Here is a 15,680-nt window from a genome sequence, read left to right as displayed (position 1 = left end):
CGGTAAGTTGCCACCCATGACCGACGTGACCTCCGCCGCCGCCGCGACCCGGCTGCGCCGTTCCCCGCTGCACGAGCGGCACACCGCCGCCGGCGCCAAGTTCGCCCCCTTCGGGGGCTGGGAGATGCCGTTGGAGTACGCCGGCGGCGGGGTGCTCAAGGAGCACACCGCGGTGCGTACGGCGGTGGGGGTCTTCGACGTGTCGCACCTGGGCAAGGTCCGGGTGACCGGTCCCGGGGCGGCCGAGTTCGTCAACTCGTGCCTCAGCAACGACCTGGGCCGCATCGGGCCCGGCCGCGCGCAGTACACGCTGTGCTGTGACGACGCCACCGGCGGTGTGGTCGACGACATCATCGCCTACCTCTACGCCGACGATCACGTCTTCCTCATCCCCAACGCCGCGAACACCGCCGAGGTCGTACGCCGGTTGCGCGCCGCCGCGCCGGAGCGCATCACCGTCACCGACGAGCACGAGGCGTACGCCGTGCTGGCCGTGCAGGGCCCCCGCTCGGCCGAGCTGCTCGCCGCCCTCGACCTGCCCACCGAGCACGGCTACATGAGCTTCGACGCCGCCAGCCTCGCCGCCGTGGAGCTGACCGTCTGCCGTACCGGTTACACCGGCGAACTGGGCTTCGAGCTGGTCGTGCCCGCGCAGGACGCGGTGACCGTGTGGGACGCGCTGTTCGCCGCCGGCGAGGCGTTCGAGCTGCGCGCCTGCGGCCTCGCCGCCCGCGACACGCTGCGCACCGAGATGGGGTACCCGCTGCACGGGCAGGATCTCTCGCTGGACATCACCCCGGTGCAGGCCCGCTCCGGTTGGGCGGTCGGCTGGGACAAGCCGGCGTTCTGGGGTCGTGACGCGCTGCGCGCCGAGAAGGCCGCCGGCCCCCGCCGTACGCTGCGTGGCCTGGTGGCCGTCGACCGCGCCATCCCGCGCCCCGGTATGACCCTGCACGTGGGTGACAAGCAGGTCGGCGTGGTGACGAGCGGCACGTTCAGCCCCACGAGGAAGCAGGGCATCGCCCTGGCCCTGGTGGACACGGACGCCAACCTCTCCGAGGGCGCCGAGGTCGAGATCGACATCCGCGGCCGCCGCGCCCCCCTGACCGTAACCAAGCCCCCCTTCGTAACCCCCTCAACCCACTAACCCGGGCACCGGAAGACCCCGTTGATCATGAAGTTATTGCCGAGACACGCCGACAGCGGTGGCAATAACTTCATGATCAACGGGGTGGGTGGGGGTGGGGGGGTTAGGGGGTTGGGGTGGGGGGTTCGCCGGAGTCCAGGACTGCCTGGGTCCAGCCTCCTTCGATGACTCCCGTCGCGTCCAGGAGCGCCCAGTCGACGACGTCGGTGGACTCCACCACCACCGGGGCGCCGATCCGGACGCTCTCGTCGGTCGCCGCGTCGCTCGCGCTGACGCCGACGATCCGCTCCGGGGTCTCCCACGAGGTGACGCCCGCCCAGACGTACTCCGGGCCGTCGTCGCCCGGCAGGCCGTACTTCACCACGAGCTGCGACTCGGCCGGTAGCCGGCCGGCGACGAAGCGGGCCCGGGCGTCGCCCAGCGCGGCGCGCGCGGTGGCCACCGCACGGCTCATCGCGTCACCGGAGCGGGCGTAGCGCACGTCCGGCTGGATACCGGAGAACAGGGTCGCGCAGGCGGCGGCGTAGTAGCGCCCGTCCGGACCGGGGTGCCCGGCCGGCGGCCGCAGACTCAGGAACGAGTCGGCCTCCGGGTCGGTGGCCGGGTCCAGCTCCAGGCGCAGCAGCACCGGGGCGGTCGCGCCGTGCTGCTCCGGGTTGCCGTACGCCACGGCGATGTCGTGCCCGGTCACCGTGGCGAGCACCGGTAGCTGCACGAACGCCGGCACCTCCGCGCCGTTGAGCCCGTCGGTCCAGTCCCGCAGCAGTCGGCGGGCCGCGCCGGTCATCACCGCGCCCCAGGCGCGGGTGAGGTGGTCGGGCACCCCCTGGGTCTGCAACTCCAGCAGCCCGAAGCGACGCAGCCCCTTCGTGGTGAACCACAGCCCCTCGGCGTCGGACGAGTACGGAACCAGCACCCAGTCGACCAGCCGGATCCGGCCCTGCTCGTCGGGGAGCGAGCGCAGCGCGGTCGCCGGGTCGAGGAACTGGAGGCCGAAGACGTCCACCACGTCGCTGTCGACGGACTCGGCGACCGCCGCCGCCACCGCGCGTGCCGCCCACTCGTGCGCGGGCGGCCAACCGGGCCGGTACTCGGCCTGCACCACCACCAGGTGCGTCGCCGCCGCCAGTCGGGCCAACTGCTCCTCGGTCGCGCCGAAAGCGGTGAGCAGATCCGGCGGCAGCGCGGGGAACTCGGCGATCGGCCGGGTGTCCACGCTCATCAGCGGGCTGTCCAGCATCTGCCGGGCGAGCCCGTGCACCGGTTCGGCCAGCCGCCCCGCGAGCGCCTCCACCGCCGTCTTCGCGCTGACCTTCGGCAGTCCCGCCATCGGCACCAGGTAGGTCGCGCTGAGCGACTCCGGGACCGGTACGGGCAGGAAGTCGTCCGTGATGAGCATGTTCGTTCCCCCGGTGGCCGCGCCGGTGTTGTCGAGCCGAACGCTACCCGGCCGTCCGTGCCGGCTTCAGCCGGACAGCACCACACCCAGGTAGACCAGCGTGGTGACCACCTCGACGGTCGCCCCGAGCACGTCGCCGGTGATGCCGCCGAGCCGTCGTACCACGTGGGTCAGCAGCGCCACCGCGACGGCCAGCGCGACGGCGACGGCGAGCGGCCCCTGCCACGGACGGCCCGGCACCGCGGGCGCCGCCAGCAGCAGGACGGCGACCGCGCCCACGGTCAGGGCCGCCGGGCCGACCGTGCCGGCCACCAGCGCGCCCAGGCCGTCCGGCCGGGCCGCGGGCACGCCCCGCCGGCACGCCACCGCGACGCCCAGGCGGCCGGCGGCGGTGGCCGCGACCACCGCCGCGAGGCACGCCGGCCACGACCGTCCGGCCAGGTCGGCGAGGGCCGCGGCCTGCACCAGGAGTACGACCACCAGCGCCACGACACCGAACGGTCCGACGTCCGGCTTCTTCATGATCTCCAGCGCCGCGGCGCCCCGTCGGTACGAGCCGAGCGCGTCCACCGTGTCGGCCAGCCCGTCCAGGTGCAGTCCCCGGGTCAGCAGGGCGGCGGCGGCCACCGTCACGCCCGCCGCGACCAGCGGGGGAGCGAGCAGCCCGGCCAGGAGCAGGACACCACCCAGGAGTACGCCGAGCAGCGCGCCGACGGCCGGGGCCAGCGCCATCGCCGTACCCGCCACCGGGCGGTCGATCCGTCCGGCGCGTACCGGCAGTGTGCTGAAGGTGGTGACGGCGAGCCGGACGCCCGCGACGAACCGCGACTCAGCCGGCACGCCAGCCCGACGCCGGCTGCTCGTCGGCCCCGGTGCGGGTGGGGCCCGGCCCGGCCGGCTCCGGCTCGACGAACTCCGGGTCGGTGTAGTCGGGCCCGGTGTACGCCGGCTCGTCGTCGGCGTACGCGGGTTCCGGCTCGTCGGTGAGGTCCGGTTCGGCGTCGCCGCCGAGCGACGGGTGGACCGGCAGGGCGGCGGCCAGTGCCAGCACCGAGCGCAGCATCGGCAGCGCGACCAGGGCGTTCGCGCCCTCGCCGAGGTCGAGGCGGAGGTCGAGCAGGGGCGTGAGGCCGAGCACGTCGGCCGCCAGCCGCACGGCGGGGTGCTGGCCGTGGTCGGCCAGCAGGCACCAGTGCCGTGCCTGCCCGGCCAGGTCGCGGCTGATCATTCCGGCTGCCAGGCCGACCGGCCCGTCCAGCAGCACCGGCACCCGGCGGGCGGTCGCGCCCAGCAGCACGCCGGTGGCCACCGCCACGTCGCCGCCACCCAACTCGGCCAGCACGTCCTTGGCGCTGCGCGGTGAGCGGCGGGTGCGGTGCAGAGCGTCCCGCACGGCCGCGCAGCGAACCATCCAGGCCGCGTCGTCGATCTCACCGGAATCGGTGATCACCCGCCCCAGCACCGACGGCGGTTCCGCGCCCGCCGTGGCCGCCAGCACGGCCGCCGCCGCCGCTTCGGTGCCGGCGCCGCACGCGCCCAGGACCAGCAGTTGTACGCCCGCGTCGGCCGCCTGCTCGGCCAACCGCCAGCCGTAGCGCAGGGCCGACTCGACCTGCTCGCCGCTGAGCGCCGACCGGGTCTCCATCGGGGCGGCGGCCGGAGCGTCCACGACCTGGAGGCTCGCGCCGGCCTCGGCGGCCAGCCGGGCGAGCACGCCCCGGCCGGCGCGGGCCTGCGCGGCGCGACGTGCCGACTCACCGGCGACGGTGCCGGCGGACGCGCCGCCCGCGTGGTCGCCGTTGAGCAGCAGCACCCGTACCGAGCCCCAGGCGGACGGGGTCGACGTGCCCTGCGTGGCGGCGGCGAAGCCGACCACCCGGTCCAGGACGCCCAGTCCGGCGCCCGGCACGTCCAGGGTCGCCAGCCGGTCCACCGCCTGCGGGCCCGCGTACTCGTCGGGCATCGGCAGCTCCATGCCGGGCTGGATGACCAGCCCGGTGGCCACCATCGGCAGCGCCATGGTCGGCGCGGCCCACGGGTTGCCGGGCTCCTGGTTCGGGGCGACCGGTGGCGTGTGGGTCAGAACCTCGGGGAGCTGCACCTCGGGGGTGGGCTCGGTGTCGTCCAGACGTGCAGCGGCGCCGGCCGGGGTGCCCTGGCTCTGGTCGGCGACGACGGCGTGTCTCCCGGTCGCGCCCCGCGGCGCGGACGGAGCCGACGCGGCGACCGCTGCCGGCTTCAACCAGGCGGGCTGACCGGCGACCACCAGCGCCACGGCGTCGCAGGCGTCCGCGACCGCGCGGTTGGCCGCGCCGAGCGCGTCGGTGAACGCCCGGCCCAACGGGGTCGTCGGCACCAGTGACAGCCCCACCTCGGGGCTGACCAGCACCACCCGCGCCGCGCAGGCCCGGATCGCCTCGGCCAGCTCGGCGATCGTGGCCACGTCGTCGGCGGGCTGGTGCTCCGGGTCGAGCAGCACGGTCACCCAGCCGCCCAGGTCGTCCACGAGCAGCGTCTCGTTCGGCTCGGCGGACGCGAGCACGTCCGCCAACCGACGCGGCTCCCCGGCGGTCTCCTCGGTGGTCCAGCTACCCGGACGCCGGGCGCGGTGCGTCGCCAGTCGGGTCGCCCACTCGGTGTCCTCCGGGTCGCCCTCGGGCGCGGTGGCGACGTAGCGGACCACCGGCGCGTCGGCGACCAGGGACTCGGCGAACTCGGACTTGCCGGACCGGATACCGCCGAGCACCAGGACCGTGTTCCACCCGTCAACGGACATGCCCGTACCTTAAGGCCGCCCGGGGTCGCTCTGCCTGCCGGCCCGGCGCTCGCGCGACGGCCGTCCCGATCCGGATGTCGGCCGCTCCGGCAGCCCGTAGGCGGGCGAGGGGCCGTCGCGCGCCGGGCCGACTACGCTGGCGGGGGTTCGTCCCACCGGGACTTCAGCGGCGAGGGGAGACGCGGCATGGCGTGGAGCTGGCGGTACGAGGGCACGGACGGCCAGACGGTCGAGGGACCGGCGGAGTCGTTCGGCAGCCAGGCCGACGCCGAATCCTGGATCGGTCAGACCTGGCGTGAACTCGCGGCGTCCGGCGTCACCTCGGTCGCGCTCGTGGAGGACGACCGGGTCGAGTACCGGATGAGCCTGCTGCCCACGGCCGAGTGATGGCGTACGACCGGCCGGGCGACAAGCTGGTGCTCGGCGTGCCCAGTGCGGCGTTCCGGCCCAGCCCGGTCTTCCTCGGCCTGGTCGCGCTCTTCGCGGTCAGCGGGGTGCTGGCCTGGAACGGCTACGGCAGCGTCCGCTTCGACGTGTTCCTGTTCGTGGTCTCCGGCTGGCTGGTGTCACTCTGCCTGCACGAGTACGCCCACGCGGTCGTCGCCTACCGGGCCGGCGACCGCGACATCGCCCACCGTGGCTACCTCACGCTCAACCCGTTCAAGTACACCCACCCGCTGCTGTCGATCGTGCTGCCGGTGGTGGTGGTGCTGCTCGGCGGCATCGGCCTGCCCGGCGGCGCGGTGTGGGTGGACCGGCACGCCATCCCGGGCCGGCTGCGGCACACCCTGGTGAGCCTCGCCGGTCCGGCGACCAACGTGCTGTTCACGTTGCTGCTCGTGCTCGCGGTACGGATCGGTACGACGTCGGGCGGCCCGGTCGAGTTCTGGGCCGGGGTGGCGCTGCTGGCGTTCCTGCAACTCACCGCGAGCGTGCTCAACCTGCTGCCGGTGCCGGGCCTGGACGGCGGCAACATGATCCAGCCGTGGCTCAATCCACAGTGGCGCAGGATGTACGACCTGTTCGCCCCGTACGGCTTCCTGCTGCTCTTCGCGCTGCTGTGGAACCCGCGCCTCGGCGGCTGGTTCTTCGACGCGGTCTTCGCGGTCGGTGACCTGCTCGGCCTGCCGTCCTGGCTGTACGCCGCCGGGCTCGACCTGATCCGCTTCTGGCAGAGCTGAGCTGCCGGGCTGAGCTGACCGGCCCGGTCGGCGGTTCGCGCCGACCGGGCCGGACCCGCGTCAGGGACGCTCGGCGGGGGACTCGGTCTTCGCCGCGTCCCGCTCGGTGACCGGCTCGACGATGTCGTCGATGGCCTTGAGCAGCTCGGCGTCGAGCTTCACGCCGGCCGCCTTCACGTTGTCGTGCACCTGCTCGGGCCGGGACGCGCCGATGATCGCCGACGAGACGTTCGGGTTCTGCAGCACCCACGCCACGGCGAGCTGGGCCATGCTCAGGCCGGCCTGCTCGGCGAGCGGCTTGAGCTGCTGCACCCGGGTGAGCACGTCGTCGTTCATGAACCGGGCGATGAAGTTCGCGCCGGACTTCTCGTCGGTGGCGCGGGAGCCGGCGGGCGGCGGCTGCCCCGGCAGGTACTTGCCGGAGAGCACACCCTGCGCCATCGGCGACCAGACGATCTGGCCGATGCCCAGCTCCTCGCTGGCCGGTACGACCTCGGCCTCGATGACCCGCCACAGCATCGAGTACTGCGGCTGGTTGGAGACCAGCGGAACGTGCAGCTCCCGGGCCAGCGGGTGAGCGGCGCGCAGCTGCTCGGCGGTCCACTCGGAGACGCCGATGTAGTGCGCCTTACCGGAGTGCACGACGTCGGCGAACGCCTCCATCGTCTCCTCCAGCGGCGTGCTGTAGTCGTACCGGTGGGCCTGGTACAGGTCCACGTAGTCGGTACGCAGCCGGCGCAGCGAGCCGTTGATCGACTCCATGATGTGCTTGCGGGACAGGCCACGGTCGTTGCGACCCGGCCCGGTCGGCCAGTAGACCTTGGTGAAGATCTCCAGGCCCTCGCGACGCTCGCTCTCCAGCGCCCGGCCGAGCACGTCCTCGGCCCGGGTGCCGGCGTACACGTCGGCGGTGTCGAAGGTGGTGATCCCCGCGTCGAGGGCGGCCCGCACACACGCGAACGCCGCGTCCTCCTCGACCTGAGAACCGTGGGTGATCCAGTTGCCGTACGAGATCTCGCTGACCATCAGGCCGGAGCGGCCCAGGTGTCGGAATTCCATGACCCGACCCTAACGCCGGTGGATCACGATCGCCGAGCGGCGACTCAGAGCACGGGACTGGCGTCGGTCAACAGCCGGTCGATCTCCTCCAGCACCGCCTCGCGATCGGGATGCACCAGGTCGATCAGCGACGCGCCCCGACGGTCCAGGGCACCCCACCGGCCGCCGCCGCTGACCAGGAACGCCACCGGGTGGATGACCACCACCGGGTACGACGGTGGCACCAGCACCGTGCCGGTGCGATCCACCACACCGCGCCGGCCGGCCACGTCGACGACCGCGAGACCCTCGTCGGTGAAGCCGTCGACCGGCCCGGCGTCGGTCAACTCGGTGACGAAGGCGTGGTAGCGGGTCGGCACCACCATCCGGCCGGTCCGGTCGACCGCCCCCCAGCCCTCGCGCTTCACCGGCGCCAGCCCTCGCCGGAACGGTCGTACGTCGGCGAAGTTCGGCGGGACCTGCACCGCGCCCGTCGGGTCGATCGCGGTCCACCCGCCGTCGGTGACCACCCACGCCAGTCCGTCGCTGAACGGGCGCACCGCCCGGTACGACGGTGGGATCACCGTCGTACCCAACATGTTGATGAGCGACCACCGGTCGGTGTCCGGCCGCCGGACCCAGGCCAGCCCGTCGTGGAACGGCTGCGCCTCCGCGTACCGGGCGGGAATGGCCACCTCCCCGGCCTGGTCGGTGTAACCCCACAGCGGTCCGTCGCGGTCCGGCTGCGGGGGCCGGTCACGGTCGAGCACCTCGTCCCGACCCCGGCGGTACGGGCCGAAGCCGTCCGCCGACGCCCGCACGGTGACCGCGTCGAGGGCGATCCGCACCCGGTCCAGCAGTTCGGCGTCGGCCGCGCCGCGCAGGTCGAGCGCCCGCTCGAAGTGGTGGCAGGCCTCCATCAGCCGGCCCTGGTCGTAACAACAGCGCCCGGCGTGCTCGTGCAGGGCGGCGCGTAACCGGTCGGGCAGCTCGACCGAGTTGGCCTCGGCGAAGAGCTGGTCGGCCTCGGCGAAGTCACCCCGCCAGCGCAGGACGTGAGCCAGCCGTGCCTGCGCGAGCGCGGTCCGGCGCAGTTCACCGGTCGCCTCCGCGTAGGTGAGGGCGAGGCGCCCGTCGGCCAGGGCGTCGTCGAGGTCGCCGAGGATCCGCGACGCCACCGCCCGCAGGCTGAGCAGTCGCGCACGGGCCCGGTTGTCGACGGCCGTACCCAACTTCTCGGTCAGCCGTCGCCGGATGGCCCGCATGCCGTCCGGCTCGGTCAGCTCCTCGCGCAGGGTGACCGGGTCCAGCCGCCAGCGGTACGCGGCCAGGATCTGCTCCGGGTCGCCCTCGTCGGACAGCGACGGGCCCGCTGTGCCTGGCGGCGCTGACACGGGCGCGTCCGCCTCGGAGGAGGGGTCACGCGGTGCGGGGATGACGGCGGCCGGCACGGCGGGGACGGGCTCTGCCGGGACGGATTCCGCGGCGACGGGCTCTGCGGAGACGGGTGGGGATGCCGCTGGCGGCCCGGAGACGGGCTCGATGGGGGCAGGCCGGCTGACGGGTTCGGCGGCGGGTGGCGCGGATGCCGACTCTGCGGCGGCGGGTGGCGCGGACACGGGTTCGGCGGCGGCGGGTGGCGCGGACACCGAGTCTGCGGCGGCGGGTGGCGCGGACACGGGTTCGGCGGTGGCGGCTGGTGGCGCGGGCAAGGGTTCCGCCTCGGCCCGTGGCAGGGGAGTGGGTTCGGGGGCGGCCTGTGGTGTGGAGGTGGGTTCGGGGGCGGCAGGCGCTGCGGAGACGGGCTCGACGGCGGCGGGCGGGGCGGAGGCTGCTTCGGGCGCGGTCGGCGCGGAGGTGGCCTCTGGGGCGGCTGGCGCGGCATCCGGTGTGGTGGGTGCCGTGGTGGCTCTCTCCGCTGCGGCGTCCGGCGTGGGAACGGGTTCGGGTGCGGCGGCGGGTGGTGCCGAGGTGGGCGCTGCGAGGGCGGCGTCGGCGCCCGCAGTGGCGGTCGACGGGTCCGTGGCGCTCGGTCGAGCCGGCGACGCCGGTCGGTCCGACGCATCCGGCCCGGCGACATCGTCGACGGACGGCGTGCTTCTCGGAGTTGCCACTTCGTCGAGGTCGTCCGCAGTGGACTCGCTCGGCCGCTCGGGCGTCTCGCCGGGCACCGGGCGGCGATCGTTGGCGGACACCCCGGCGACGGTTGCCGACAGGTGGTCCGCGCCGCCGCCCAGGTCGTCGGACCAGGCGCGCGGCGCGACCGTGACGGATTCCGCCGGCGGGCCGGATACGGGGTCCGTGCCGGCCCGGTCCGGCTCGGCAGCCGGCGTCATGTCGTCGGCCAGGTCGCCGGACCAGGGTGGACGCGCAGTGTCCACCGGCCCGATCGGCGGTGCGGAGACGGGCGGTGCGGAGACGGGTGCCGCCGATACCGGCGGTGCGGAGACGGGTCGCGCGGCGGCGGGCGGTGCGGAGACCGGTGCCGCGGCGGCTGCGCCCGCGTCGGGCCGCTGGTTGGTGGCCGGGTGGTCGACCAGCGGTTCGGGCGACGCGGTGGTGTCGTGCGCGTCGTCGACCTCGGACGCCGACCGCGCCGGTACGTCGACCGGGGCCCAGTCCTCGGTCGTCCCGGAAATCGTGGCGTCGGCGGTCGGCGGTGCGTCGGTAGTCGGCGTCGCGTCCTGATCGGCCTCGGCCGCTTGGGCGGCGGGGCTGAACCAGGCGTCGGGCCCCCGCACCGGCGCCTCCGCCGGCTCCGGATCGGTTGGCGCGGGCGCTTCGGTGGGCGTCGGAGGCACGTACCGACGCGGCACCCCCGGCGCGATCGGGAGCGACGGCTCGACGTCGGAGGGGGCAGACGTCGGCGTCGTGTGCGCGGCGGGCTGCTCCGGCCGCTGCCACGTCGGGGGCGGCGCCACCGGCGGGCGGTTGTCCGGGCCCGGGTAGCGCGGTGGCGTGGTGGACCGGGCGTCCGCGGTCGGCGCAGCGTCGGTGGGTCGGTGGCGATCGGGCCCGGGCGACGTCGACTGTCCGTCCGTCGACGGAGGATCCACCGGGGCGGGCAGGAACTCCACCCGGAGCCGCGCGGCCGGCGGGGCGGAGATCGGAACGTCTCCTGCTGGCGACACCGGCATGCCCGACACCGGCCGGTCGTACTCCGGTCGGTCGTACGAGGTGGACGGTCGCCGCTCGTGGTCGGCGGGCGCGGGGGAGACGGGCGTCGCTGACCGGGGCTCCTCCCACCCGGCGGCGGGCGAGACAGGTCGGTCCCGTCCGGGGGCGGCAGGGGACACGGGCCGGTCCCGTCCGGGGGCGGCGGGCGACACCTGTCGTTCCGGCGACACGGGCCGAGCCGGAGTGACCCGGTCGGCACCGGGCCCGGCCGGGGAGACGGGTCGGGGCGGAACCGGGGCGGCCCGGCCGGTACCCGGTGCGGCCGGGGAGACGGGTGTGGGCGGCACCGGGGTGGGCCGGCTGTAGGTGGGCGACGCGCTCGCGGCGGGGCGTACCTGCCGTTCGTCGTACCGGCCGGGCTCCACCGCTGGCCGTGCGGGCCCGCTCGGCGGCCGCGACCCGACGCGCGGCTCGGTGTCGCGGTGCGGCTCGGACCGGTAGCCCGGCTCCCGGGTGCGGTCCGGATGCACCGGCCCGGGCGACGGCCAGGGCAGGCCGCCACCCGAGCGGGGCTGGTGGGCCTCGTCACGGCGGGTCTCTTCCCGGTACGGTTCCGGCTGTGCTGTCTCGCGCGGGCGGCGGTCCGGGTACGCCTCGGTGCGCGCTGCCGCCTCGCGGGGTTGCTGGCGGCGCGGCTCGACGTCGGGACGGCGGCGGTCGTCGTCGCGGCGGGGCTGCTCCGGCGCCTCCGGTTCGGGGCGGCGTCGCCGTCCGCTCTCGGACGTCTGGGGCGGCCCGTACATCTCGTCCGACCGGCGCTGCCGCTCGGTGGACACACCGGGGCCAGCCTCCACCCGGGACCGCTCGTCGGCCACGCCCCGCTCCGGCTGACGTGCGTTGTCAGACCAGCGCTCCGCGCGGCGTGCGTCATCGGCGACGCCCCGCTCCGGCCGGCGTGCGTCGTCGGGCCAGCGTTCCGACCGGCGGGCTTCGTCCGGGCGACGGTCGGGCTGGCCGTCGGCGCGGTAGCGGGAGCGGCTGTCGATGGGCGCCCACTGGCCGGGGCCTTCGGCGGCCCAGCCGTCGGTCGGGCGGCTCTCGGGGCTCCGGGGCGGGCGGGTGCCGTACGCGTCGCCGGGCTGCCGGTCGTGGGCGGCGGCCGGTCGCTCCGACGTGCCGCGTCGGCGCGGTGGCTCGTCGGGCTCGGGGACCCAGCCGGAGTCGCCGCGGGGCGCCGGAGAGTACGGCCCGGGGGAGACCGGTGGTGACGTCGGGTACGTCCGGTCCCGGTCGGGCGGCTCGGGTCGGCGCCGGCGGCTGTCGTACCCGTCGAAAGCGGGCTGATCGCGGTGCCACGCGGCCTCCCGGCCGGGTGTCCGGTCGTCGCTGACCCGTCGGTCGGACCAGGCGGTACGGCGGTCCGACTCGGGGGAGCGGCGCTCCTCGCGCCGGGGTGGCTCGGGAAGTGGCCGCCGGTACGGCTCATGGTCGTAGTACGCGGTCTCGGGTCGGCCGTGGCGTGACGCGTCGGGTGTCCGCTCGTCGCCGCGCGGCCAACCGTGGGGCTGGTCGGGCTCGTCGTCCGTCCGCCATCGATCGTCGGGCTCGGCCGGAGGTTCGTCGGCCCAGGAGCGGCCGAGGTAGGTGCCGTCCGGGCGGGTGGGCGCGAGCGGCGGCACCTCGGCACGACCCACCGCGCTCGCTCGTCCGCGGGGCGGCGGGGACTGGTGGGTGGCGCCGATGTCGCCGGGGTAGCGCTGGCCGGGGAACTGGGGGTGCCATTCGGTGGTCGGTTCGACCACCCAGGACGGTTCGTTCGGATCCCGCCACCGGTCGGTGTAGCGGCCGTTCATCCGTCGAGCCCGTCGCCACACCCGACCGCTCGGCCGTTCCCCGTCGACGGTGAGGTGGCCGCGGTTCTGTCCCGCTGGCCGTTGGGCGTCCGGTCGCCGCCTGCCACGCTCCGGTGGCCGGCTCGCGTCCGCTCGCTCACGGCGTTGTCACCTCGTTGCACATTGTCGCGCTGGGGCCTCGCGTGCCGGTTGGGTCGCCCGTTCCGGCAGGGCGTGGCTGCGGATGGAGGGTAACGGCGCGGGCTTGTTCACCGCCACTGTGGCACCGCCCACGAGCGCAAACGTTATCCGATGGTTCCGGACATTTAGGTCGATAACCGAATCTGACCTTCGACGATACCCCACCCGCCGCGCGGACGGACCGGAGCATCGGGTCAGGGATGCTCCATGACGAGGACGGCGAACGTCCCGGGGACGAGCGCCTCGTACCGGTGCGGCAGGTCGCCGGGGAACGTCGCGTAGTCACCCGGGCCGAGGTCGACCACGTCGCTCTCGGGCCCCACCCGCAGCCGTCCGGCGGCCACCACCACGTGCTCCACGCTGTGCGGCGTGTGTGCGTCCGCCTCCCGGACCGCGCCCGGCTCCAACTCGATCAGGTAGATGTCCCGGCGTACCCGCGCGGTCCCGGCGCTGAGCAGCGTCCCGGTGAAGTCGGCCAGCTCGGAGCGGACCCGGGGTCCCTGGCCCGCACGGATCACCCGCAGGTCGTCGGCCGCCGGCTCCACGAGCCGGCTGAACGGTACGCCCAGCGCCACACCGATCGCCCACAGCGTCTCCACGCTCGGGTCGCCGGTCCCCGACTCCAGGGCCGAGAGCGTGGATTCGGCCGTCCCCGCCCGAGCGGCCAACTCGGTCAGCGAGACCCCGGCTCGCTCGCGTTCGCGGCGCAGGGCGGCGGCGACGCTGGCCGACGGTTCTCCGGGCATGCGTGTTCGCTCCACTGGATCATCGTTCGCGGTCACGAACAACGGGACCTGTTCGCCGTGCTGGACTACGCGCACGGTACAACGAACGACACCTGCCCGACGTCCTTTGCCAGCAACGTGGCCAGGGCGAATGTGCCGGCGACGTGTCGCCGGGATCAGACCTTGTCGCCGAGCTGCACAGCGGGCGCCGGAGCGCGCATGCGCCGGAAGGTGATCGAGCGCATCACGGCGTAGAGGTAGAGCGACCCCATCCGCTGGTCGGTCTTCGGGAAGCGCTCCCGGACCAACTTGCTGATCTTGCGGCAGATCAGCACCGAGTCGACGACCACACCCAGGGCCAGGGCGCCCCAGAGCACGTTGGAGATCAACCGGACCACCGGCGGCATCGCGGCGTTCGAGCCGATCAGCACGATCAGCGCGCCGCCGAAGAACCAGGTGCCGACGGTACGACGGGAGTCGACCACGTTGCGCGCCAGCAGCCGCTCCGGGCCCCGGTCGCGGGGGCCACCCTCGCGGCGGAACTCGGCCGCGGCGTCCGCGCGCAGTTGACGACGCCGTTCCCGCTCCTCCTCCTTGGTGAGGGGGCGGCTCGGGCCGGCCGGACGCCGGCCGACCGTCGGCCGCTTCGGCGTCTCCCGGCCCTTGGCCGGGGTGTAACCCCGGGACCGCTCGGCGGTCTCCTCGGGGGTCACCGAGGTGACGGCCTCGTCGACGAGGTCGGTGGACTTGCGGCGAAAGAGCGACGGCACGCGGCAAGGGTAGCCAACCGTCCGCGACCGGTGCACATCGCGGTGCACCGGGCGGACGACGGCTCCAGGTCGCAGCGCGACCTGGAGCCGTCGGGGCCGAACGATGTGGTGCGAGAGGTTACGGGCGCTCGGCGTGCGCGCCCAGGTTGGCGAGCTTCGCCTCGAAGTCCTCGTAGCCCCGGTTGATCAGGTCGACGCCGTACACGCGGGAGGTGCCCTCGGCCGCGAGCGCCGCGATCAGGTGGCTGAAACCGGCCCGCAGGTCCGGGATGACCAGATCGGCGGCGTGCAGCTTGCTCGGCCCGGCGATCACCGCCGAGTGCTTGAAGTTACGCCGGCCGAAACGGCACGGGGTGCCGCCGAGGCAGTCCCGGTAGACCTGGATGTTGGCGCCCATCGAGTTCAGCGCCTCGGTGTAGCCGAGCCGCTGCTCGTACACCGTCTCGTGCACGATCGACAGGCCACGGGCCTGGGTCAGCGCCACGACCAGCGGCTGCTGCCAGTCGGTCATGAAGCCCGGGTGCACGTCCGTCTCCAGCGCGACGGCGTTCAGCTCGCCGCCCGGGTGCCAGAAGCGGATGCCGCCCTCCTGGCCCGGGTCGCCCAGCTTCGGCGCGCGGGCGTCGGTGACCTCGTACTCGCCGCCGACCGAGCGGAAGATGTTCAGGAAGGTCATCATGTCGGCCTGCTGCGCGCCGAGGACCTCGACGTGACCACGGGTGGCCAGCGCGGCGGCGGCCCAGCTCGCGGCCTCGATCCGGTCCGGGATCGGCCGGTGCGTGTACCCGTGCAGCTTCGGCACGCCCTGGATCTCGATCACCCGGTCGGTGTGGACCTTGATGATCGCGCCCATCTTCTGCAGGATGCAGATCAGGTCGATGATCTCCGGCTCGACGGCGGCGTTGCGCAGCTCGGTGACGCCCTCGGCCATGACCGCGGTCAGCAGCACCTGCTCGGTGGCGCCGACGCTCGGGTACGGCAGGGCGAACTTGGTGCCGTGCAGTCCGTTCGGCGCGGACAGGTGCAGCCCCTCGGGCCGCTTGTCGACGGTCGCGCCGAACTCCCGCAGCGCCTGCAGGTGGAAGTCGATCGGACGCGGGCCGATGTGGCAGCCGCCCAGATCCGGGATGAACGCGTGCCCGAGACGGTGCAGCAGCGGCCCGCAGAACAGGATCGGGATCCGGCTCGAACCGGCGTGCACGTTGATCTGGTCGGTGCTGGCGCTCTCCACGTTGGCGGGGTCGAAGACGAGCTCGCCGTCCTCGGCGCCGTCGGTCACCTTGACGCCGTGCAGACCGAGCAGACCCCGGACCACCTCGACGTCGCGGATCTTCGGCACGTCGAACAGCCGGCTCGGGCTGTCGCCCAGCAGTGCGGCGACCATCGCCTTCGAAACCAGGTTCTTCGCGCCGCGCACGCGGATCCGCCCTTCGAGCGGAGTTCCTCCGTGCACGACCAGGACGTCGTCGGTCAACGCAACCTCCAGCGCTTCGG

At 74.5% G+C, this 15,680-nt stretch carries 11 protein-coding genes; 3 read left to right on the top strand and 8 right to left on the bottom strand.

Going from position 1 to position 15,680, the window contains the following annotated elements; translation table 11 throughout:
• The first annotated feature begins 16 nt into the window (after positions 1-16).
• Positions 17-1,147, top strand: a complete 1,131-nt coding sequence (gcvT, locus tag ACTFTM_RS23875; RefSeq protein WP_449562695.1) for a glycine cleavage system aminomethyltransferase GcvT — start codon at positions 17-19, stop codon at positions 1,145-1,147.
• A gap of 103 nt (positions 1,148-1,250) precedes the next feature.
• On the opposite strand, the gene ACTFTM_RS23870 is transcribed toward gcvT, so the two are convergent.
• The 3 genes from ACTFTM_RS23870 to ACTFTM_RS23860 form a co-directional block, all read right to left on the bottom strand.
• Positions 1,251-2,546, bottom strand: coding sequence for a DUF2314 domain-containing protein (locus ACTFTM_RS23870; RefSeq protein WP_449562694.1), 1,296 nt, complete (start codon positions 2,544-2,546; stop codon positions 1,251-1,253).
• Positions 2,547-2,612: 66 nt separating this feature from the next.
• Positions 2,613-3,386, bottom strand: coding sequence for an adenosylcobinamide-GDP ribazoletransferase (locus ACTFTM_RS23865; protein ID WP_449562693.1), 774 nt, complete (start codon positions 3,384-3,386; stop codon positions 2,613-2,615).
• Positions 3,376-5,322 (bottom strand): bifunctional adenosylcobinamide kinase/adenosylcobinamide-phosphate guanylyltransferase, encoded by a 1,947-nt coding sequence (locus tag ACTFTM_RS23860; RefSeq protein WP_449562692.1) that lies wholly within the window; start codon positions 5,320-5,322, stop codon positions 3,376-3,378. Before ACTFTM_RS23860 ends, ACTFTM_RS23865 begins: the two co-directional genes overlap by 11 nt.
• A 186-nt stretch (positions 5,323-5,508) precedes the next feature.
• Here ACTFTM_RS23860 and ACTFTM_RS23855 point away from each other — a divergent pair, with 186 nt between their 5' ends.
• Complete coding sequence (locus ACTFTM_RS23855) at positions 5,509-5,709, top strand: hypothetical protein (protein WP_030337978.1); 201 nt, start codon at positions 5,509-5,511, stop codon at positions 5,707-5,709.
• Positions 5,709-6,503, top strand: coding sequence for a site-2 protease family protein (locus ACTFTM_RS23850; protein WP_449562691.1), 795 nt, complete (start codon positions 5,709-5,711; stop codon positions 6,501-6,503). The genes ACTFTM_RS23855 and ACTFTM_RS23850 overlap by 1 nt, the downstream gene beginning before the upstream one ends.
• A gap of 60 nt (positions 6,504-6,563) precedes the next feature.
• On the opposite strand, the gene ACTFTM_RS23845 is transcribed toward ACTFTM_RS23850, so the two are convergent.
• The 5 genes from ACTFTM_RS23845 to murA all read right to left on the bottom strand — a co-directional run bounded on the left by ACTFTM_RS23845 (position 6,564) and on the right by murA (position 15,660).
• Positions 6,564-7,562, bottom strand: coding sequence for an aldo/keto reductase family protein (locus tag ACTFTM_RS23845; RefSeq protein WP_449562690.1), 999 nt, complete (start codon positions 7,560-7,562; stop codon positions 6,564-6,566).
• A gap of 44 nt (positions 7,563-7,606) precedes the next feature.
• The gene (locus tag ACTFTM_RS23840; RefSeq protein ID WP_449562689.1) at positions 7,607-12,511 is read right to left on the bottom strand and encodes a WG repeat-containing protein; all 4,905 of its coding nucleotides are present in this window, start codon (positions 12,509-12,511) and stop codon (positions 7,607-7,609) included.
• A 374-nt stretch (positions 12,512-12,885) separates the two neighbouring features.
• Positions 12,886-13,437 (bottom strand): helix-turn-helix domain-containing protein, encoded by a 552-nt coding sequence (locus ACTFTM_RS23835; protein ID WP_449562688.1) that lies wholly within the window; start codon positions 13,435-13,437, stop codon positions 12,886-12,888.
• A gap of 155 nt (positions 13,438-13,592) precedes the next feature.
• Positions 13,593-14,186 (bottom strand): DUF3043 domain-containing protein, encoded by a 594-nt coding sequence (locus ACTFTM_RS23830; RefSeq protein WP_449562687.1) that lies wholly within the window; start codon positions 14,184-14,186, stop codon positions 13,593-13,595.
• A 118-nt stretch (positions 14,187-14,304) separates the two neighbouring features.
• Positions 14,305-15,660, bottom strand: coding sequence for a UDP-N-acetylglucosamine 1-carboxyvinyltransferase (gene murA, locus ACTFTM_RS23825; protein WP_449562686.1), 1,356 nt, complete (start codon positions 15,658-15,660; stop codon positions 14,305-14,307).
• Positions 15,661-15,680 lie beyond the last annotated feature (20 nt).

Source organism: Micromonospora sp. RB23, from assembly GCF_053585025.1.
Note: the sequence above shows the minus strand (reverse complement) of the source record. Positions and strands in the feature narration are given on the sequence as shown.

Excerpts from the sequence above, each read along its gene's own strand:
- gcvT (WP_449562695.1), top strand. The coding sequence starts at position 17 with ATGACCGACGTGACCTCCGCCGCCGCCGCGACCCGGCTGCGCCGTTCC.
- ACTFTM_RS23860 (WP_449562692.1), bottom strand. The coding sequence starts at position 5,322 with ATGTCCGTTGACGGGTGGAACACGGTCCTGGTGCTCGGCGGTATCCGG.
- ACTFTM_RS23850 (WP_449562691.1), top strand. The coding sequence starts at position 5,709 with ATGGCGTACGACCGGCCGGGCGACAAGCTGGTGCTCGGCGTGCCCAGT.
- ACTFTM_RS23870 (WP_449562694.1), bottom strand. The coding sequence starts at position 2,546 with ATGCTCATCACGGACGACTTCCTGCCCGTACCGGTCCCGGAGTCGCTC.
- ACTFTM_RS23855 (WP_030337978.1), top strand. The coding sequence starts at position 5,509 with ATGGCGTGGAGCTGGCGGTACGAGGGCACGGACGGCCAGACGGTCGAG.
- ACTFTM_RS23840 (WP_449562689.1), bottom strand. The coding sequence starts at position 12,511 with ATGAACGGCCGCTACACCGACCGGTGGCGGGATCCGAACGAACCGTCC.
- ACTFTM_RS23835 (WP_449562688.1), bottom strand. The coding sequence starts at position 13,437 with ATGCCCGGAGAACCGTCGGCCAGCGTCGCCGCCGCCCTGCGCCGCGAA.
- ACTFTM_RS23845 (WP_449562690.1), bottom strand. The coding sequence starts at position 7,562 with ATGGAATTCCGACACCTGGGCCGCTCCGGCCTGATGGTCAGCGAGATC.